The organism is Ruegeria sp. CRTD044, from assembly GCF_059613485.1.
In genome coordinates this window covers 119,587-138,955 of record NZ_JBXWSP010000017.1, presented here as the reverse complement: position 1 = coordinate 138,955, position 19,369 = coordinate 119,587, and the positions used below count along the sequence as shown (strand labels likewise).

Sequence of the window (19,369 nt, the reverse complement as noted above, 5' to 3'; positions counted from 1 at the left end):
AGAACAGGGGGAATTTTGTATACAGGTCAGAAATTATGACCTAAAATGACGTCAAATGCAGCACACTATTCCGACGTGGGGAGGCGTCTGATGAGTCAGCCAAAGATTTCGCTCAATGACCGTTTCGATCTGACCAAAAGCCCGGTGCTTTTGAATGGTACTCAGGCGCTTGTGCGTCTTATGATGATGCAGAAGGCCCGCGATACCGCCGCGGGTCTCAATACTGCCGGTCTGGTCACCGGTTATCGGGGGTCTCCGCTGGGTGCGGTCGATCTGCAAATGTCACGCGCCGAAAAGCAGTTGGCCGAGTGTGATGTGACTTTTCAATACGGTCTGAACGAGGACCTGGCCGCCACAGCCCTGTGGGGCAGCCAGCAGGCGGGTCTGCGCGGCGATGGAAAATATGACGGCGTTTTTGGCCTGTGGTACGGCAAGGGTCCGGGCGTGGACCGGTCCGGTGACGTGATGCGCCACGCCAACATGGCCGGCAGCGCCAAGCATGGCGGCGTGCTGATGGCGATGGGCGACGATCACACGGGCGAAAGCTCGACCGTGCTGCACCAATCGGAATGGTCGCTGGTCGACATGTACATGCCCGTGGTCAGCCCGGCCGGAGTGCAGGAAATCCTCGACTATGGAATCTACGGCTTTGCCCTCAGCCGGTTTGCCGGGGTCTGGGTCGGTCTCAAGACGATGAAGGACACGATCGAGGTGACCTCGGTCGTGGATGGCCGGCCCGATCGGATGCAGCTGGTGACGCCGGAATTCGACATGCCCGAGGGCGGGCTGAACATTCGGCTGGGCGACACGCCGCACCTGCAGGAGGCGCGGATCATCGACTACAAGCGGTTCGCGGCCGAGGTGTTCTCGCACGCCAACCGGATGGACCGGCGGGTCTGGGGCAAGCCCGGCGCAAAAATCGGCATTGCCGCGGCGGGCAAGAACTGGCTGGACCTGGTCCACGCCATGTCGCTGCTGAACATCGACGAGGCCGAGGCCGAACGGCTGGGGATCACCACCTACAAGATCGGTCAGACCTTCCCGCTGGACATGAAGGGGTTCCATGACTGGGCCGAGGGGCTGGACCTGATCATCATCGTCGAAGAAAAGCGCAAGCTGATCGAAGTGCAGGTCAAAGAAGCGATCTTTGACGACCGTCGCGGACGTCGCGTGTACGGCTGGTACAAGGGCGGGGCAGGCACGCTGCACCGCGAAGAGCTGTTCCCAACCCGTGGCGCGCTTGATCCGATCATGATCGCCGAAAAGCTGGGCGAGATCCTCATCGAGGAAGGCCGCGAAACCGACGGAATCCGCGCAGGGCTGGCCAGCCTGCAGGAAGCGCGGCGCAATGACAACGCGCAAGAGATCGCGACGCGGCTGCCCTATTTCTGCTCGGGCTGCCCGCACAACACCTCCACCAAAGTGCCGGAGGGCAGCCGGGCCTATGCCGGCATCGGCTGTCACTACATGGTGCAGTGGATGGATCGCGAGACCACCGGCTTTACCCAGATGGGCGGCGAAGGCGCCAACTGGATCGGTGAGGCACCGTTCTCGACCACAAAACACGTGTTCCAGAACCTGGGCGATGGCACCTACAACCACTCGGGCGTTCAGGCGATCCGGGCGGCGCTGGCGGCCGAGACCAACATCACCTTCAAGATCCTGTTCAACGATGCGGTCGCCATGACCGGAGGGCAGGAGAACGAGGGCCATCTGACCGCCGAGCGCATCGTGCGCGAGGTCAAGGCCATGGGCGTCCAGCATGTGGCCGTCGTGTATGATGAGAAGGAGGACGTGAACTTCAAGGCGCTGCCGGGCGACGTGGAAACCCACGAACGGGCCGAGCTGATGGCGGTTCAGAACAAGTTCCGCGAGATCGAAGGCGTGTCGGTCATCGTGTACGTCCAGACCTGCGCGGCCGAGAAACGCCGCCGCCGCAAGCGCGGCACCTTCCCGGACCCGGACAAGCGGGTGTTCATCAACTCGGACATCTGCGAAGGCTGCGGCGATTGCGGGGTGCAGTCGAACTGTGTCTCGATCGTGCCCAAGGAAACCGAACTGGGCCGCAAGCGGGCGATCGACCAGTCCAGCTGCAACAAGGATTTCTCGTGCCTCAACGGGTTCTGCCCGTCCTTCGTCACGCTGGAAGGCGCCAGGATCCGCAAGGAAGCCACCACCGAGATCGACATCCCCCATCTGCCGCAGCCGGTTCTGCCGCAGATCGAGGGCACGCATAACGTGGTCATCACCGGCGTCGGCGGCACCGGCGTCGTGACCATCGGGGCGGTTCTGGCGCAGGCCGCCCAGATCGACGGCAAGGGCGCGGGCATGATGGAAATGGCCGGGCTGGCGCAGAAGGGGGGCGCGGTGCATATCCACTGTCGCCTGGCCAACAAGCCCGAGGACATCAGCGCCATTCGCGTGGCCACCGGCGAGGCGCATGCGCTGATCGGCGGCGACCTCGTGGTGTCCGCCGGGGCCAAGACGCTGGGTCTGACGCGCACTGGTCAGACCGGCGCGGTGGTCAACAGCCACGAAATCATCACCGGCGATTTCACCCGCAACACCGAATTCCAGATCCCGGTCGATCGACTGGAACTGGCGCTCGAGGCGCGGCTGAAAGACGGGCTCGCCCTGTTCGACGCGACCGAGCTAGCACGCGCGGTGATGGGCGATTCGATCTATTCCAACATGATGGTGTTCGGGGCGGCGTGGCAGCGCGGTCTGCTGCCGGTCAGCCACGAGGCGATCATGGCCGCGATCGAGCTGAACGGCGCCGCGGTCGAGCGCAACAAGCGCGCCTTCGAGGTTGGCCGCTGGGCGGTTCTACACCCCGATGAGGTGGCGCGCATCGTGACCCCCTCGGTGACCGAGTTGCCCAAGACGCCCGAGCAGGCCATCGCCTTCCGTGCCGATCATCTGGTGGCCTATCAGGGTAAACGATTGTCAAAACGCTATCTCAAGCTGGTCGAGTCGATCGAAGACCCGAAGGTCCGGGATGCCGTCGCGCGTGGGTATCACAAGCTGTTGTCCTACAAGGACGAATACGAGGTGGCCCGCCTGCTGCTGGACAGCCGCGACAAGGCTGCCGCCGAATTTGACGGCGACATCAAGATGACCTTCCACTTGGCTCCGCCGATCCTGGGGGGCAAAGGGCCGGACGGGCGTCCGCGCAAGCGGCAGTTCGGCGAATGGCTGCTGGGGCCGATGAAGGTTCTGGCAAAGCTGAAGGGACTGCGCGGCACTCCGCTGGACATCTTCGGCTATACCGCCGAGCGCCGGATGGAGCGGGCCTTGATCCGTCAATACGAGAAGGACATGAAAGAGGTCCTGCCCAAGCTGGATGACAACACCCGCGATGCGATTGTCGCGCTGGCGCGGTTGCCACTGGACATCCGCGGTTTCGGTCCGGTATTGGCCGCCAACGAAGCCAAGGCCGCCAAGCGGCGCGAGGAACTTCTGGCCGTAATCCGGCAGGGAGGGACCGAGACGCGGGCCGCGGCCGAGTAACGTCATATCGGTGTCATGGAGGCGCGGTAGGGTTCCCGTCCGCGCCGTCCGATGACGGCCACGCCGGAGACCCGTGATGAAATCACGTCGCCAAGTCGCTCGGGACATTTCCTACGCCCATTCTGCTGAGACGCGGGGTGGGCGCATGGTTATCAAACTGATGGAGAACACGACCGGTCGGCTGCGCTTGATCCGGCGTGCCGAAGGCTACGAGCGCGAGGTCGCCAATGGCCGCGATTTCTGGTCCGTCATGGTCGAACGTTACGGGCTGAGCCTGAATGTAGTGGGTGGGGCGCTGTCAAACATCCCCAAGGACGGCCCGCTGATCCTGATCGCCAATCACCCCTACGGGATTCTTGATGGGCTGATGATGGGGCATGTACTGTCCCAGACCCGTGGAGATTTCCGGATTCTGGCCAACCATGTGTTCCACAAGGCCGAGGATCTGAACCGGATCATCCTGCCGATCTCCTTCGATCAGACCAAAGAAGCGATGCGGCTGAACCTGCAGACCCGAAAAACCGCCTTGGATTATCTGGGGCAGGGTGGGGCAATCGGGATTTTTCCCGGCGGTACGGTCAGCACGGCGGCCCGGCCGTTCGCGCACCCGATGGACCCGGGCTGGCGCGGTTTCACCGCGCGGATGGTGGCCAAGTCGAACGCCACCGTGGTGCCTTTGTTCTTCGATGGCCACACCTCGCGCCTGTTCCAGATCGCCAGCCATCTGCATGTGACGCTGCGCATGGGTTTGCTGATCAAAGAGTTCAAAAAGCGCGTCGATACCCCGGTGGATGTGGTCGTGGGGCAGCCCATCGGCCGCGACGTTCTGGACCCATTGGCCGGCGATACACGCAAGATGATGGATTTCTTGCGCAAAGCCACGTATGAGCTGTCTCCAAAGCCGCTGAAGTCGTATGACTATGGCTATGAATTCGAGGAACGGCATCGCGCCTGAAGGGGCAAATGGCAGTAGGCATCTTTGATTCTGGATTGGGCGGGCTGACCGTCCTGAACGCCGCGCAGACACGTCTGCCGGAGGTGGATTTCCTGTACTACGCGGACAGCGCGCACGCGCCTTATGGCGTGCGCGACGCCGAGGATATCTACAACCTGACCCGAAACGCCGTGCAGGACCTGTGGTCGCGCGGTTGCGATCTGGTAATTCTGGCCTGCAACACGGCCAGCGCCGCAGCGCTGCGGCGAATGCAGGAAGAGGGCGTGCCCCAGGGCAAGCGCGTTCTGGGTGTGTTCGTCCCGCTGATCGAAGCACTGACCGAGCGCCAGTGGGGCGACAACAGCCCCCCGCGCGAAGTGGCGGTCAAGCATGTGGCCCTGTTTGCCACGCCGGCGACGGTGGCCAGCCGCGCGTTCCAGCGTGAACTGGCGTTCCGCGCTATCGGCGTCGATGTTGAGGCGCAGGCCTGCGGCGGCGTGGTCGATGCTATCGAGGATGGTGATATGATCCTGGCCGAAGCCCTTGTGCGGAGCCATGTGGACGCGTTGAAGCGCAAGATGCCGCAACCGCAGGCTGCGATCTTGGGCTGCACCCATTACCCCTTGATGGCCGAAGCCTTTCAGGCGGCGTTGGGCCCAGACGTCCAAGTCTTCAGCCAGGGCGACCTGGTGGCCGAAAGCCTTGCGGATTATCTCCAGCGGCATCCGGATATGCTTGGCGGGGGTGAGGCGGGTTACCTGACCACAGGCAATCCGCAGAAGGTCAGTGACCGGGCAACGCAATTTCTCCGACGACAGATCACCTTCAAGGCCGCCTGACTTAGGTCAAGGACCGGCCCCTGTCATGAATTTATTCGGTACCTGTCATGTCGGCCGGTGCCAGACGTGTCACATAAATCTACGAGGTCTGACATGACCCACAAAATCGCAATCCTCGGCGCTTCGGGCTATACCGGTGCCGAATTGGTGCGGCTGATTGCCGAGCACCCGAACATGGAAATCACCGCCCTGGCGGCCGAGCGCAAGGCCGGGCAGACCATGGCCGAGGTGTTTCCGCATCTGCGCCATCTGGATTTGCCGCGTCTGTGCAAGATTGAGCAAATCGACTTTGGCCAGATCGATCTGTGCTTTTGCGCGCTGCCGCACAAGACCAGTCAGGAGGTCATCCGGGATTTGCCCTCTGACCTGAAAATTGTCGATTTGTCGGCGGATTTCCGGCTGAGTGATCCGGCGGAATACGAGAAATGGTATGGCAATCCGCATGCCGCACTCACGCATCAGGATGAGGCCGTCTACGGCCTGACCGAGTTCTACCGTGAGGACATCCGCGCTGCGCGGCTGGTGGCTGGCACCGGGTGCAATGCTGCCACGGGGCAGTATGTGCTGCGGCCGTTGATCGCGGCTGGTGTTATCGACCTGGATGACATCATTCTTGATCTGAAGTGCGCCGTCTCAGGGGCGGGGCGTGCGCTGAAAGAGAACCTTCTGCACGCCGAACTGAGCGAGGGCACCAACGCCTATGCCGTCGGTGGTACCCACAGGCATCTGGGCGAGTTCGATCAGGAGTTCTCGAAACTGGCGGGCCGCGCGGTTCACATCCAATTTACGCCGCACCTGATCCCCGCGAACCGGGGCATTCTGGCGACCTCGTATGTGAAGGGTGATCCGCAGAGCGTTTATGAAACGCTGTGTGCAGCCTATGCAGACGAGCCTTTCATTCAGATGCTGCCCTTTGGCGAAACGCCTTCGACCCACCATGTGCGCGGGTCGAACTTCTGCCATATCGGCGTCGTTGCTGACAGGAACGAACGGCGTGCCATCGTGATAGCGGCGCTGGATAACCTGACAAAAGGTAGCAGTGGGCAGGCCTTGCAGAACGCAAACCTGATGTTAGGTGAACCCGAAACGACGGGGCTTATGATGGCCCCACTGTTCCCATGAGGGCAAGATGAAGACGCTGAAGAAACGTCGTCGTGTACAGATCATTTTGTTGGCTTTTGTGGCTTTGGCCCTGGCGACGGGCCTGATCGGCTATGCCATGCGAGACGGGATCAACTATTTCCGCTCGCCCACCCAGGTGATCGCCGAACCGCCGGCGCCGAACGAGGTGTTTCGCATCGGTGGCTTGGTCGAAGAAGGCTCGATCGTACGCGGGCAGGGTGAAACCGTACGGTTCACCGTCACCGACGGAGGTGAGAGCGTGAAGGTGGCATTCACCGGTGTCTTGCCTGATCTGTTCTCCGAGGGTCAGGGGATGGTCGGCACCGGAAGCTACGTTGATGGTGTGTTCCAAGCCACAGAAATTCTGGCAAAACACGATGAGACCTATATGCCGAAAGAGGTCATAGATGCCTTGAAGGAGCAGGGCGTCTACGAAGAGCCGGCAGACAGCTGAGACAGGACAGCCTTCGGTAGGTTGCCTGAATGAGTGTTCAAGGGCGTTGCGCGATCTGGTCGTGCAGCGCCCTTCTTCGTTTCATGGATTTAAGGATTTCACCTGACCGTGTGCCGCATAGGTACACAGAGGTGCAGCATGCAGTCGGTTCAGCAGATTGCCAACGAGATCGTAACCCGCGAGGGCGGCTTCGTCGATGATCCGGATGACCCGGGAGGGGCCACGAAATACGGTGTCACAATCCACACGATGCGACGGTTGGGCCTTGACCTGACGCGTGACGGGACTGTCGATCGCCGCGATGTGATGGCGCTTGGCCGGGATCAGGCTGTCGCGATTTTCATCACGCATTACTTTCAAAAGCCCGGTCTGGCACGGGTGCCCGACGCGCTGCAGCCGACGCTGTTCGATATGTACGTGAATGCGGGCGGACAGGCGGTGCGCATCCTGCAGCGTCTTTTGGTGCAGATGGGATTTTCGCTCGCCGTGGATGGCGTTCTGGGGCCGCGAACGGCTGGGGCGTGCGATCTGGCCGCAAAACCCGATCCGGTGGTGTTGCGCGACGCGTATGGGGTGGCACGAAGGAACTACTATTTCCGGCTGGCTGACCGACGTCCGGCCTTGCGCAAATACGTGCGCAGCCGCAACGGTGGGAAAGGGGGTTGGATCCGCCGGGCCGAGAAGTTTCTATCTCCGCCCTATCACCTGAGCATGGCCGAGTTTCAGCAAAGGATAGCCGCATGGGACTGATCGCAGGTGTTTTTGATCTTCTGTTCGGGGGTGGGCGCAACGTGGTGCGCGAAACTGCAGAGGTGTTTCGCGAGAACTCGGAGGCCGGTGCGGAACGCGCTGTTGCGCTGCGTGGACAGGCGATGAGTCAGTTCGGCGCGGAATTCGAGGTTCCCCGCAAAGGCGGGTTTGACCGTTTCATGGATGGTTTGAATCGGTTGCCAAGGCCTGCATTGGCGCTGGGGACATTGGGTTTGTTCGTGGCCGCGATGGTCGATCCACTGTGGTTTGCGGCGCGGATGCAGGGAATTGCGCTGGTGCCCGAGCCGCTGTGGTGGCTACTGGGCGTCATTGTGTCGTTCTATTTCGGAGCGCGGCACCAAGCGAAGGTTCAGGACCTTCAGCGTGATATCTCAGTCACGATGATGCGGGCGCCACAGGTCATGGCCAACTTGCAAGCTCTTCACGAGATGCGAGCGGACAGTCCGGGAGCCGCCGATCCGGGGCCGGATGCGGAACTGACGGCCCAGGTGATCATCCCCGATCACAACCCGGCGCTGGAGGACTGGCGGCGTCTGCAGCGCGCTTGACCCGCGACACTATGTGCGCCTGATTGCGGCGAAAGTGATTGGCGCTTGCCCGGGCGCGGGATTATACCCGTGCCCATGATTACCGAGCTTGGACATTTCGCCCTCATCCTGGCCTTCATGGTGGCCATAGTTCAGACAGTCGTGCCATTGATCGGCGCTGCAAAACGCTGGCCGTCATGGATGCTGTTCTCCGAGCCCGCGGCTATTGCGCAGTGTCTGCTGACAGGATTTGCCTTCACTGCGCTGGTGTGGGCCTTTGCGACCTCGGATTTCTCGCTGCGGATCGTGGTGGAAAACAGCCACTCCCTGAAGCCGATGCTGTATAAGATCAGCGGAACCTGGGGAAACCACGAAGGTTCGATGCTGTTGTGGGTACTGATCGTGGCGCTTTTTGGCGCAACGGCTGCGCTTTTCGGCCAGGGTTTGCCACCCACGCTCAAGGCCCGTGTCTTGGCGATGCAGGCCGCAATCGGAGTGGCGTTCTACGCGTTCATCCTGTTTACGTCGAACCCGTTTGACCGGCTTCCCGTGGCGCCGTTTGACGGCCGCGATCTCAACCCCTTGCTGCAGGACCCCGGTTTGGCTTTCCATCCGCCGTTTCTGTACCTCGGATATGTGGGCCTGAGCATGGCATTCAGTTTTGCCGTCGCAGCCCTGATCGAGGGGCGGGTGGACGCGGCGTGGGGTCGGTGGGTTCGACCGTGGACCCTGGCAGCCTGGATATTCCTGACCATCGGCATCGCGTTGGGGTCGTGGTGGGCCTACTACGAATTGGGTTGGGGCGGATTCTGGTTCTGGGATCCGGTGGAAAACGCGTCTTTCATGCCGTGGCTTCTGGCCGCCGCCCTATTGCACTCGGCCATCGTGGTCGAAAAGCGCGAAGCCTTGAAAAGCTGGACCATTCTGCTGGCGATCATTGCGTTCGGCTTTTCTCTGATCGGCACGTTCATCGTGCGCTCGGGCCTTCTGACGTCGGTTCACGCATTTGCAAACGACCCTGAGCGCGGTGTGTTCATCCTGTTCATTCTGGTGGCGTTCATTGGCGGCGCGTTGATCCTGTTCGCCGCTAGGGCCCAGGCGATGGAGGCCAAGGGGCTGTTCGGAATGGTCAGCCGTGAAAGCGCATTGGTGCTGAACAACATCCTGCTGGCTGTCAGCAGTTTTGTCGTGTTCTTCGGGACCCTGTGGCCGATGGTGGCCGAGATGATGTTCGACCGAAAGCTTTCGGTCGGGGCACCGTTCTTCAACGCGGCCTTCACGCCGTTCATGGTAGTGCTGGGAATCGCATTGCCGCTGGGCTCGATGCTGCCGTGGAAGCGCGGCAGGCTGGGCCGCGTCGCATGGCAACTGCGCTATGCGTTTGTTCTGGCCGTTTCGCTGGCCGTACTGGTTTGGGTGTTGCAGACGGGCCGCAGCGCGCTTGGCCCGGTTGGTTTGTTCCTTGGCGCATGGATCACCTTCGGCGCCGCGGTCGATCTGTGGAGCCGCACAGGCCGCACCGGCGGTTTCCGGCGTCTGATGCGCCTGCCGGGTGCGGATTGGGGCAAAGCGATCGCCCATACCGGTCTGGGGGTCACGATCTTTGCGATTGCCGGCCTGACCGCCTGGGAGGTCGAGGACATCCGTGTTGCCCGTATCGGGGAAACCTTCGACGTGGGCGGTTTCTCGTTCACTCTGGACGGTGTGCGCGAGGTTGAGGGGCCGAACTATTTCTCCACCATGGCCGACGTGCAGGTTCAAAAAGATGGTCGAGAGATAGCTACGCTGAACCCGGAAAAACGTACCTATCCGGTGGCCGCCATGCCCACGACAGAAGCCGCGATTGACTACCGTTTTCTGCGTGATGTCTACGTGGTCATCGGGGATCAGCAGGACGATGGCGGCTGGGTCATGCGTACCTATATCAAACCTCTTGCGAATTGGATTTGGGGAGGCTGCATTCTGATGGCTCTGGGCGGATTGTTCAGCTTGTCTGACCGCCGCTTCCGGGTGGCCGCAGGCGCGCGCAAAGCCCCGGCAGGCGGGGTACCTGCCGAATGAAACGTCTGATCGTTTTGTTGTTGTTGCTGGCATCGCCGCTGATGGCGGTCCAGCCGGATGAAGTCCTGGACGATCCGGGGCTCGAAGCCCGAGCGCGAGACATCAGTACGGGCCTGCGTTGTCTGGTATGTCGAAACGAAAGCATCGACGAAAGCAACGCGGAACTGGCCCGTGACCTGCGCATTTTGCTGCGCGAACGGTTGGTCGCGGGCGACACCGATGAAGAAGCGGTTGCCTATATTGTCGACCGCTACGGAGAATACGTGCTACTCAAACCCACGACCACGGGGGCGAACCTGCTGTTGTGGCTGGCAGGGCCGGCCATGCTGTTGATTGCGGCCGGTCTGGGTTGGAACTTCCTGCGCGGTCGTGCGCGGGTTGAGGAGACCTCCGCCGTGGACGGATTGAGTGACGACGAGAAAGAGCGCCTGCGCCGGATTCTTGAAGACTGACGTGCGGTTTGCCTTTCCCTTGCGCGGCATTTGCGTCAGGGTTCGGGAAATTCTGCGCATGTGAGGACTTCATGGAATACGAAACGGTGCTTTTGGACATCACGGACGGTCTGGCTGTGGTCACGCTGAACCGGCCGGACAAGATGAACGCGCTTACGACGAAAATGCGCGCCGAGATTACCCATGCGATGAAAAAAGCCGCTCATGACGCGCGTGCAATCGTTCTGACGGGCGCAGGCCCGGCGTTTTGCTCCGGCCAGGATCTGGGCGATGCGTCCAGCACCGGCAAGATCGATCTGGAACGCGCGCTGCGCGATGAATATGAACCGATGCTGGAAGCCGTTCATGATTGTCCGGTGCCGACGATCGCGGCCGTGAACGGTCCCGCGGCGGGGGCAGGGGCCAACCTGGCCCTGTGTGCCGATGTGGTCATAGCGACCGAAAGCGCCTATTTCCTGCAGGCCTTTGCCCGGATCGGTCTTTTGCCGGACGCCGGCGGGACGTGGTTCATGCCGCGCCAGATGGGTCTGGCCAAAGCCATGGGTGCGGCCCTGTTCGCCGACAAGATTTCTGCGCGTCAGGCCGATCAATGGGGCATGATCTACGAGGCGGTCGCCGACGATGAATTCGCCGCGCATTGGCGCAAGCGCGCCGAATACCTGGCCAAAGGGCCGACTGCGGGCTTTGCCGCGATCAAAAAGGCAATGAGAGGCACCTACGAAAACACCTTGCCGCAACAACTGGCGACCGAGGCGCACCTGCAGGGAGAATGTGGGCGCACCCGTGACTTCGCCGAAGGCGTGGTGGCATTTCTGGAAAAACGCGCCCCCCGGTTCGAGGGGCGCTGAGGATTAGGCCCGGCGGCGGCGACGCGCGCGCCGTTCGGGCATCGCCTCGTCCCCGGTTCCGTCACTGGCCGACGAGAAAGGCCCCAGTACCGCTGTGATTTGCTCGAGCGACGGACGGGCGCCACGGGGTTCAGTGTCCAGTGCCTTGCGCATCTCTCGCAGGTGCGCTGGCATGGTTCCGCAGCAACCGCCGATGATGGTCGCACCTGAATCCCGCGCCATGGCCGCGTAGCGACCCATTAGCTCGGGTGTGCCGTCATAGTGGATGTGGCCATCGACATATTTCGGAATACCCGCATTGCCCTTGGAGATCAGGGGGCGTTCTGTTCCCTGAGCCACAAAACCCAGAACCGTGCGCAGGATGTCAGACGCGCCGGTGCCGCAGTTGGCGCCAAAGGCGATCGGCGGGTTGGGCAGGGTTTCGACCAACTGCGCCAGGTCGGCCGAGGTCACGCCCATCATCGTGCGACCGGCGGTGTCAAAGCTCATGGTGCCGCACCAGGGCATGTCGGCCAGGGCAAAGGCCTCGGCCGCGGCGCGGAATTCCTCCGGCGCGCTTATCGTCTCCAGCCACAGCACGTCGACGCCGCCTACTTTCAGCGCCTCGGCCTGTTCGTGGAACATCTCGACCGCCTCGGCATGGGTCAGGCTGCCTACAGGTTCCAGGATTTCCCCGGTCGGGCCGACCGATCCTGCAACCACCACCGGGCGTCCGGCGGCATCCGCCACCTCGCGCGCCAGTTCGGCGCCGATGCGGTTCAGTTCGGCCACGCGGGTATGGGCGTCGTGCAGTTTCAGACGTGCAGCCGTTCCCCCGAATGTATTGGTCAGGAACAGGTCACTGCCCGCATCCACCGACCCCCGATACAGGGCGCGGATCTTGTCGGGCTGGTCGGTGTTCCACAGCTCGGGCGCGTCACCTGATTGCAGCCCCATGTTGAACAGGTTCGTTCCGGTGGCGCCGTCGGCAAGAATGGCGTCCTTCGTTTCCAGCAGTCTGGTCAGCGCGTTGGTCATTGGAGATGTCCGGAGTTGTGGCCCCAAGGGCCAAAAATTTAGACGCCCCGTGTCGCATGACCGGGACGTCAAATCAAATTCATAATACTCATGAAGATCATGAGGTGGGCGGCATGCCTCAGTTGGCTTCGCTCATCACCTGAGCTTTGGCCACTGGCAGCAGTTCCGCCATCTTGGCGCGGATTTCCTCGGGGCTGGACAGATCGCCCAGATCGGCGGCGACTTTGCGCACCACGTCTTCGTGGCCGGCCTCTTCGAAATCGGCGATCACGACGGATTTTGCATACTCGGCGGCCTCGTCGCCGCTTTTGCCCATTTTTTCCGCAGCCCACAGGCCCAGCAACTTGTTGCAACGGGCTTGTGCCTTGAACTGCATTTCTTCGTCATGGGCGAATTTTGCTTCAAAGGCGTTTTCGCGTTCGTCGAACGTGGTCATGGGTTTTGGGCCTCTTCAAGTAAAAGTGTGTTTCCTGATGATATGACCATACGCGATGCTGGGTGCAAGGTATTTGCGCTGCGTCAAAGCCTCTCGGATGCATGAACTTGCGGGAAAGGGGGGCTTGCACTATGAGAGCGCCAACGCGATGGGACTCATTCCCTCGCCCCAGCCTGGAAAGGTCGCACATGGCGCGTCGCAAGAAGATTTACGAAGGCAAGGCCAAGATCCTGTACGAAGGCCCGGAACCGGGCACGATCGTGCAGTATTTCAAAGATGACGCTACCGCGTTCAACGCGGAAAAGAAAGACGTGATCGACGGCAAGGGTGTTCTGAACAACCGCCTGAGCGAATTCTTCATGACCGGTCTGAATCAGATTGGCGTGCCGACCCATTTCATCCGCCGCCTGAACATGCGCGAACAGCTGGTCCGCAGCTGCGAGATCATCCCGCTGGAGGTGATCGTCCGCAACTATGCCGCCGGGTCTCTGTCGAAACGGCTGGGCATCGCCGAGGGTACGCAGCTGCCGCGTCCGATCGTGGAATACTGCTACAAGGACGACTCGTTGGGTGATCCGCTTGTGACCGAAGAGCACATCGCCGCCTTTGGCTGGGCCAGCCAGCAGGATATGGACGACGTCCTCAGCCTGGCGCTGCGGGTGAACGACTTCATGAGCGGCGTGATGCTGGCCGTGGGTATCCGTCTGGTTGACTTCAAGATCGAGATTGGGCGCGTCTACGAAGGTGACTTCCAGCGCCTGATCATTGCTGATGAGATCAGCCCGGACAGCTGCCGACTGTGGGATATCGAGACCGGTCAGAAACTGGACAAGGACGTATTCCGTCGCGATCTGGGCAGCTTGACCGATGCCTATTCCGAGGTCGCCCGCCGCCTAGGCGTTCTGCCGAAAAGCAACGTGAGCAAGCCCACCCTGATCAACTGATCGCGCCGACAGGCAGGGCCTAACAAGGATGCGCTGCTCCTATTCGGAGCGGCGCATTTTTCATTGCGGGTTTGACAGGTCAGGCCCCCGTCACGCATCTTCGGGTTGACCGACCAACCCGGTCCGCTAACCAAGGTGGCACACTGAATGAGCGCGTTGTTCGATCAAGCGGTTTTCCTGAAATTTCTGGCGGCCGTGCTGGCCATATTCAACCCGCTCTACAACATCCCGATCTTCCTGAGCATGACGCGCGACTGCACACCTGCCGAACGGCGCAGGGTAGCCATGATCGTGATGGCCTCGGTGACGGTGATCGCGCTGATCTCAGTTGCAATCGGCGAAGAGGTGTTGGCTGTCTTCGGGATCGACGTTCCATCGTTCCGCGTGGCTGGCGGGCTGATTATTTTCGGGATCGGCATGTCGATGCTGAACGCGCAAGACAGGGCGCCGGGCGATCAGGCCGCGGTGGTCGATGGTCACGCGCGCAAATTGAACTTTGCCGTTGTTCCGCTGGCGATCCCGTTGACGATTGGCCCGGGCACGATTGCCGTGACGATCGTGTTCTCGCATCAACTGTCGGATGGGGCCGAACTGGTGACCCTTGGCTCGGCGATCCTGATCGCCTGTTTCATCGTCGGGCTCGGCCTGTTGTTTGCTGACAGCATCTCGCGTCTTGTGGGTGAGACGATGATCAATGTGCTGACCCGGATCATGGCGATCCTGCTGGTTGCCGTGGCCGTCGAAATGGTTCTAACCGGCATCTTCAACGCGGTTGATGCACATTATCCCGGCCTGACGGGCAGCGCAGGCAATTGATTTCCTCAAGATGAAGCGCCTGCGGTCATTCGACCGCATCACAAGGCTTGTTCTGCGCGGTCAGTCGCGCTATCCCCCGCGCAACGGAACAGGCCCCGGCGCGGCGGGCCACAGGTGGAGTTGCGACGATGAAGGCACGGGTGCACGTAATGCTCAAGAACGGGGTTCTGGACCCGCAAGGCGAGGCTGTGCGCCACGCATTGGGCGCACTGGGGTTCGACAAGGTGCAGGGCGTGCGGCAGGGCAAGGTGATTGACCTGGAACTGGCCGATGGCGCAACCGAGGCCGATGTTGCCGAAATGTGCGAAAAGCTGTTGGCCAACACGGTCATCGAGCGTTACGAGATCGAACTGGTCTGAGTTCTCTGACCGTTATCCCCAAGGAGGGTTTCCCATGCGCGCAGCGGTTGTCGTTTTTCCGGGGTCCAACTGTGACCGGGATCTTGCCGTCGCCTTTGAGCAGGCCGGATTTCATGTCGACATGGTCTGGCACAAGGATGCCCAACTGCCGCAGGGCGTGGACATCGTGGGCGTGCCGGGCGGGTTTTCCTACGGCGATTACCTGCGCTGCGGTGCGATTGCTGCGCAGTCCCCGATCTGCAAGGCGGTGGTCGAACACACCGAGCGGGGCGGCTATGCCATCGGCATCTGTAACGGGTTCCAGATCCTGACCGAGACCGGCATTCTGCCGGGCGCGCTGCTGCGCAATGCCGGCTTGAAATACATCTGCCGAACCGTCGGGCTGAAGGTTGCGACCAGCGACAGCGCCTTTACTCAGGGCTACAACGCCGGAGACGTGATTCAGATTCCGATCGCGCATCACGATGGCAACTACTTCGCTGATGACGAAACCATTGCCCGCCTGCAGGACGAGGATCGGATCGCCTTCAGCTATACCGACAACCCCAACGGCTCGCGCGGGGATATTGCAGGGATCTTGTCGCACAACCGGCGCGTGCTGGGCATGATGCCCCACCCCGAGCGGGCGGCGGACGAGGCGCATGGCGGCACCGACGGAGTGGCGCTCTTCCGCGCATTGTCGGGTGTGCTTACACCTGCGTGACTTGAGGTCGTGGGCGCGGAAGCGTAGCTTCGGAGCATGAGTTCCGACGCGCAATCAGGCTGGACAAATCTATTTGGCCGCGGTGCCCCTTTGGGGTGGCGCCTGCGGTTGGCCGTGTTCGTGTTGCTGGTTGCTGCTGCGGCAACGGTCTGGGTCACCAACAGCCTGCTGACAAATCGGTTCACGGAATCGACCCGTAACAGGGCTGAACTGCGTCTGGCCCTTTATTCCGGCAACTTGCTGAGCGAATTGCGCCGAAATGCGATCGTTCCGCAATTGCTGGCCCGGGACCCGACCTTGATCTCGGCCTTGCAGTCAGCCGATTTTTCCCTGTCGACGCAGCGGCTTTTGTCCTTTGTTGAGGAAATCGGGGCCGCATCGCTGATGCTGCTCGATCGGGATGGTCGGGTCGTTGCCGCAACAGACCGCAATCGATTGGGCGAGTCCCATCGAAGTGACCCGTATTTCGTGAATGCCGTCAGGTCGAACGCAACGATCTTTTCCGAGATTGCGCGCGAGACTGGCAGTTATGGCTTTCTCTATTCCCGCAGGATCGAGGCCGGGTCGGAAATTCTGGGCGTGATCGTGGTCGAGGTTGATCTGCGCAAGTTCGAGAACGCATGGGCCGGGATCTCGGACGCGGTCATGGTGACCGACAGCACCGGAACGATCATTCTGTCGACCGAACCCCAGTGGCGCGGCCTGAACGAGACAGAGGCGTTGTTGCGGCAGCATCCGCAGGGTGCCATCCAGCGCGCAATTCGGGCGACTACCGATTGGACGGCCTTGCCACCGGACGCCTACGTTGCGGGCGAGGCCGTGATGCGGATGGAAACCCGCATCCCGTTCCGCGGCTGGAAGATGACCTCGTTCACGACCTATTCCTCGATCCGCGAAAAGGTGAACAGCGTGCTGGCGCTCGAGATCATGGGGTTTGCGATTCTCCTGGCGCTGACCTTCTATGCACTGAGCCGCAGGGCCACGTTCCGCATGGCGCTGTTCCAACGCGAGTCGGCGGAGCTTCGCGCATTGAACGCAAGGCTGCAGCGCGAAATCGCCGAACGCGAACGGGTTGAAAAGACGCTGGAAGTGGCGGAACAGACGTTGGCGCAAAGCTCGAAGCTGGCAGCTTTGGGCGAGATGTCGGCGGCCGTCAGTCACGAGTTGAACCAGCCGTTGGCGGCGATGAAGACCTATCTGGCGGGCGCGCGGCTGTTGCTGCGCCGAAACCGCCCCGAAGAGGCGCTGGCCAGCTTTGGTCGGATCGACGGTCTGATCGAGCGGATGGGCGCGATCACGCGGCAGCTCAAGTCTTATGCCCGGAAGGGTGCGGACGCGTTTTCGCCCGTAAATCTTGGGGAGGCGTTGGCGTCATCGCTGTCGATGATGGAACCGCAGCTGCGTCAGAGGCAGGTCAAGATCACCCAGATTCTGCCCGAAGAGCCGGTGATCGTGATGGGAGATCGGATGAGGATCGAACAGGTTATGGTCAACCTGTTGCGAAACGCGCTCGACGCCACCAAATCTGTTGCAGAGCCAGAGGTCGAGATCATTCTCGCCGCAGGCGAGACCGCCGTGCTGGCGGTGCGCGACAATGGCCACGGGATCGAGGATATCGAGAACCTGTTCGAGCCGTTCTACACCACCAAGCGGCCCGGAGACGGGGTCGGCTTGGGTCTTGCCATCTCGTCCGGGATCGTGAACGACCATGGCGGACGGCTGACCGCGCGCAACGGACAGAACGGCGGCGCGGTATTCGAGATGCAACTGCCCATTTTGGGACATGACGGCCTTGAGGCCGCAGAATAACGAGGACGTACCTATGGCACAGGCCATGAAAATTGCCATCGTGGATGATGAACAGGACATGCGCCAGTCGATCAGCCAATGGTTGGCGCTGTCCGGCTATGACACCGAAACCTTTGCCAGCGCCGAGGATGCGCTGAAGGTTCTGGGGCCGGATTACCCGGGGATCGTGATCTCGGACATCAAGATGCCCGGTATGGATGGCATTCAACTTTTGAAAAAGCTGATGGGTGCCGACAGTACCCTGCCGGTGATCATGATTACCGGTCACGGCGACGTGCCGATGGCGGTCGAGGCGATGCGGGTGGGGGCGTTCGATTTTCTGGAAAAGCCGTTCAACCCCGATCGGATGTCGGAACTTGCCAAACGCGCCAGCAACGCGCGGCGGCTGACGCTGGACAACCGGGCGCTGCGGCGCGAGCTGTCGGGCGGCACCCAGATAATGAACAAGCTGATCGGTGCCAGCCCGGTGATGGAGCGCCTGCGCGAGGATATTCTGGACCTGGGCCAGGCCGACGGGCATGTGCTGATCGACGGCGAAACCGGCACCGGCAAGACCCTGGTGGCGCACGCGTTGCATGCAGTGGGCAGCCGGGCGGGCAAGAAATTCGTTCTGGTCTCCTGTGCCGCGCTGGAAGAAGAGGCGCTGGCCAAGCGGTTGTTCGGCCCCATGATGCCGGAGGACACGCAGTTGCCCGCCATCGAAGAAGCCCGCGGCGGTACTCTGGTGCTGGAGGACATCGAGGCGCTGAGCGACACGCTGCAGGCGCGCTTGCTGAGCGTGATGAACGAGCAGGGGACGCCGGCTGAAACCCGGATCGTTGCGATCTCGAACCTGCAGGAAGCTGGCAAGACCAGCGAGGACGTGCTGCGGCCCGATCTGTTTTACCGGCTGGCGGCGCTGCGGATCACCATGCCGCCGCTGCGGCAGAGAGGCGAGGATATCCTGACGCTGTTCACCCGGCTGAGCGAGCAGTTTGCCGAGGAATATGGTTGTGAGGCGCCGCAAGTCAGTGCCCAGGAGGCCGCGCAGCTGCTGCAGGCCCCGTGGCCGGGCAACGTGCGCCAGTTGATCAACATCGCCGAACGCGCGGTTCTGCAGTCGCGGCGCGGCTCGGGCACCATCGCGTCACTGTTGATGTCCGATCACGAAGAGATGCAGCCGGTGATGACTACCGAGGGTAAGCCGCTGAAGGAATACGTTGAGGCGTTCGAACGGATGCTGATCGACAACACAATGCGGCGCCACAAGGGATCCATCGCCTCGGTGATGGAGGAACTTTGCCTGCCGCGCCGGACTTTGAACGAAAAAATGGCCAAGTACGGGTTGCAACGGGCGGACTATCTGTAGGCGAGGGGGCAATCCCTGTTGGCCTTCTGGCCAAAGTGCACCCGGGAAATTTGAAGCCGGAGGAAGCCCGACCTGTCCGTAGATCGGGTTCCTTTGCAGTTTGCCCATTGTGTTTTCCACAGGACTGCTTTTATTGTACCGGGACGGGTCGGGCGCATTTTTGTGCCTGAATGTCCCGAATCATTGAGTTTCGCTGCTTTGCTGCAGGTGGTGACCTTTCCCGCCCGGCCAAGCAGACCGATTGTGCCCCGTTACGGGGCAGTAGAGTACCTGAGCCCGAACTTCGGGCGAAAGGAATAATGGGCAGGCAGCGGCGTGTTCGCGCCTGTCGGAGAAGAACCGCGATGACGCGCGCGCTACGATTGAGTATACGGGCAGGGGGCCACAGCGCCGATCCCTGCCGTGCGCCGTCCGTAATC

General features: G+C 61.5%; 18 protein-coding genes. 16 read left to right on the top strand and 2 right to left on the bottom strand.

What is annotated here, in order from left to right; translation table 11 throughout:
- The first annotated feature begins 90 nt into the window (after positions 1-90).
- The 10 genes from AC2FNL_RS16035 (at position 91) to AC2FNL_RS15990 (ending at position 11,518) form a co-directional block, all read left to right on the top strand.
- Positions 91-3,510, top strand: coding sequence for an indolepyruvate ferredoxin oxidoreductase family protein (locus AC2FNL_RS16035; protein WP_496834282.1), 3,420 nt, complete (start codon positions 91-93; stop codon positions 3,508-3,510).
- 76 nt (positions 3,511-3,586) lie between these two features.
- Positions 3,587-4,465: a lysophospholipid acyltransferase family protein gene (locus AC2FNL_RS16030; RefSeq protein ID WP_093961968.1), complete on the top strand. Its 879-nt coding sequence runs from the start codon at positions 3,587-3,589 to the stop codon at positions 4,463-4,465.
- 8 nt (positions 4,466-4,473) lie between these two features.
- Complete coding sequence (locus AC2FNL_RS16025; protein ID WP_170357695.1) at positions 4,474-5,283, top strand: glutamate racemase; 810 nt, start codon at positions 4,474-4,476, stop codon at positions 5,281-5,283.
- Positions 5,284-5,376: 93 nt separating this feature from the next.
- Positions 5,377-6,405, top strand: a complete 1,029-nt coding sequence (gene argC, locus AC2FNL_RS16020) for an N-acetyl-gamma-glutamyl-phosphate reductase (RefSeq protein ID WP_496834281.1) — start codon at positions 5,377-5,379, stop codon at positions 6,403-6,405.
- Positions 6,406-6,412: 7 nt separating this feature from the next.
- A complete protein-coding gene (ccmE, locus tag AC2FNL_RS16015; RefSeq protein WP_093961971.1) occupies positions 6,413-6,859 on the top strand; it encodes a cytochrome c maturation protein CcmE in 447 nt (148 codons plus the stop codon).
- A 138-nt stretch (positions 6,860-6,997) separates the two neighbouring features.
- On the top strand, positions 6,998-7,609 hold the full coding sequence (locus AC2FNL_RS16010) for a holin-associated N-acetylmuramidase (RefSeq protein ID WP_496834280.1): 612 nt from the start codon (positions 6,998-7,000) through the stop codon (positions 7,607-7,609).
- Positions 7,600-8,178, top strand: coding sequence for a holin family protein (locus tag AC2FNL_RS16005; protein ID WP_496834278.1), 579 nt, complete (start codon positions 7,600-7,602; stop codon positions 8,176-8,178). Before AC2FNL_RS16010 ends, AC2FNL_RS16005 begins: the two co-directional genes overlap by 10 nt.
- Before the next feature lie 75 nt (positions 8,179-8,253).
- Entirely contained in the window at positions 8,254-10,218 is a 1,965-nt protein-coding gene (locus tag AC2FNL_RS16000) for a heme lyase CcmF/NrfE family subunit (protein ID WP_170340057.1), read from the top strand.
- Complete coding sequence (locus AC2FNL_RS15995) at positions 10,215-10,670, top strand: cytochrome c-type biogenesis protein (RefSeq protein WP_170368403.1); 456 nt, start codon at positions 10,215-10,217, stop codon at positions 10,668-10,670. The genes AC2FNL_RS16000 and AC2FNL_RS15995 overlap by 4 nt, the downstream gene beginning before the upstream one ends.
- Positions 10,671-10,741: 71 nt before the next feature.
- Entirely contained in the window at positions 10,742-11,518 is a 777-nt protein-coding gene (locus tag AC2FNL_RS15990) for an enoyl-CoA hydratase-related protein (RefSeq protein ID WP_093961976.1), read from the top strand.
- 3 nt (positions 11,519-11,521) lie between these two features.
- On the opposite strand, the gene bmt is transcribed toward AC2FNL_RS15990, so the two are convergent.
- A complete protein-coding gene (bmt, locus tag AC2FNL_RS15985) occupies positions 11,522-12,535 on the bottom strand; it encodes a betaine--homocysteine S-methyltransferase (RefSeq protein ID WP_496834276.1) in 1,014 nt (337 codons plus the stop codon).
- A 118-nt stretch (positions 12,536-12,653) separates the two neighbouring features.
- Positions 12,654-12,971: a DUF1476 domain-containing protein gene (locus tag AC2FNL_RS15980; RefSeq protein ID WP_170403268.1), complete on the bottom strand. Its 318-nt coding sequence runs from the start codon at positions 12,969-12,971 to the stop codon at positions 12,654-12,656.
- A gap of 188 nt (positions 12,972-13,159) precedes the next feature.
- On the opposite strand from AC2FNL_RS15980, the gene purC reads away from it, so the two are divergent.
- From purC to AC2FNL_RS15950, 6 genes are all read left to right on the top strand, one after another.
- Positions 13,160-13,915, top strand: a complete 756-nt coding sequence (gene purC, locus AC2FNL_RS15975) for a phosphoribosylaminoimidazolesuccinocarboxamide synthase (protein WP_170338739.1) — start codon at positions 13,160-13,162, stop codon at positions 13,913-13,915.
- Between the two features lie 147 nt (positions 13,916-14,062).
- Positions 14,063-14,731 carry a MarC family protein gene (locus AC2FNL_RS15970; protein ID WP_093961980.1) on the top strand — a complete coding sequence of 223 codons (669 nt, stop codon included), beginning with the start codon at positions 14,063-14,065 and terminating at the stop codon, positions 14,729-14,731.
- A 128-nt stretch (positions 14,732-14,859) separates the two neighbouring features.
- Complete coding sequence (gene purS, locus AC2FNL_RS15965) at positions 14,860-15,090, top strand: phosphoribosylformylglycinamidine synthase subunit PurS (RefSeq protein ID WP_093961981.1); 231 nt, start codon at positions 14,860-14,862, stop codon at positions 15,088-15,090.
- 34 nt (positions 15,091-15,124) lie between these two features.
- Positions 15,125-15,793 (top strand): phosphoribosylformylglycinamidine synthase subunit PurQ, encoded by a 669-nt coding sequence (gene purQ / locus AC2FNL_RS15960; protein WP_093961982.1) that lies wholly within the window; start codon positions 15,125-15,127, stop codon positions 15,791-15,793.
- Between the two features lie 36 nt (positions 15,794-15,829).
- Positions 15,830-17,602 carry a sensor histidine kinase gene (locus AC2FNL_RS15955; RefSeq protein WP_093961983.1) on the top strand — a complete coding sequence of 591 codons (1,773 nt, stop codon included), beginning with the start codon at positions 15,830-15,832 and terminating at the stop codon, positions 17,600-17,602.
- A gap of 13 nt (positions 17,603-17,615) precedes the next feature.
- Positions 17,616-18,950 carry a sigma-54-dependent transcriptional regulator gene (locus AC2FNL_RS15950; RefSeq protein ID WP_093961984.1) on the top strand — a complete coding sequence of 445 codons (1,335 nt, stop codon included), beginning with the start codon at positions 17,616-17,618 and terminating at the stop codon, positions 18,948-18,950.
- Positions 18,951-19,369: the final 419 nt, after the last annotated feature.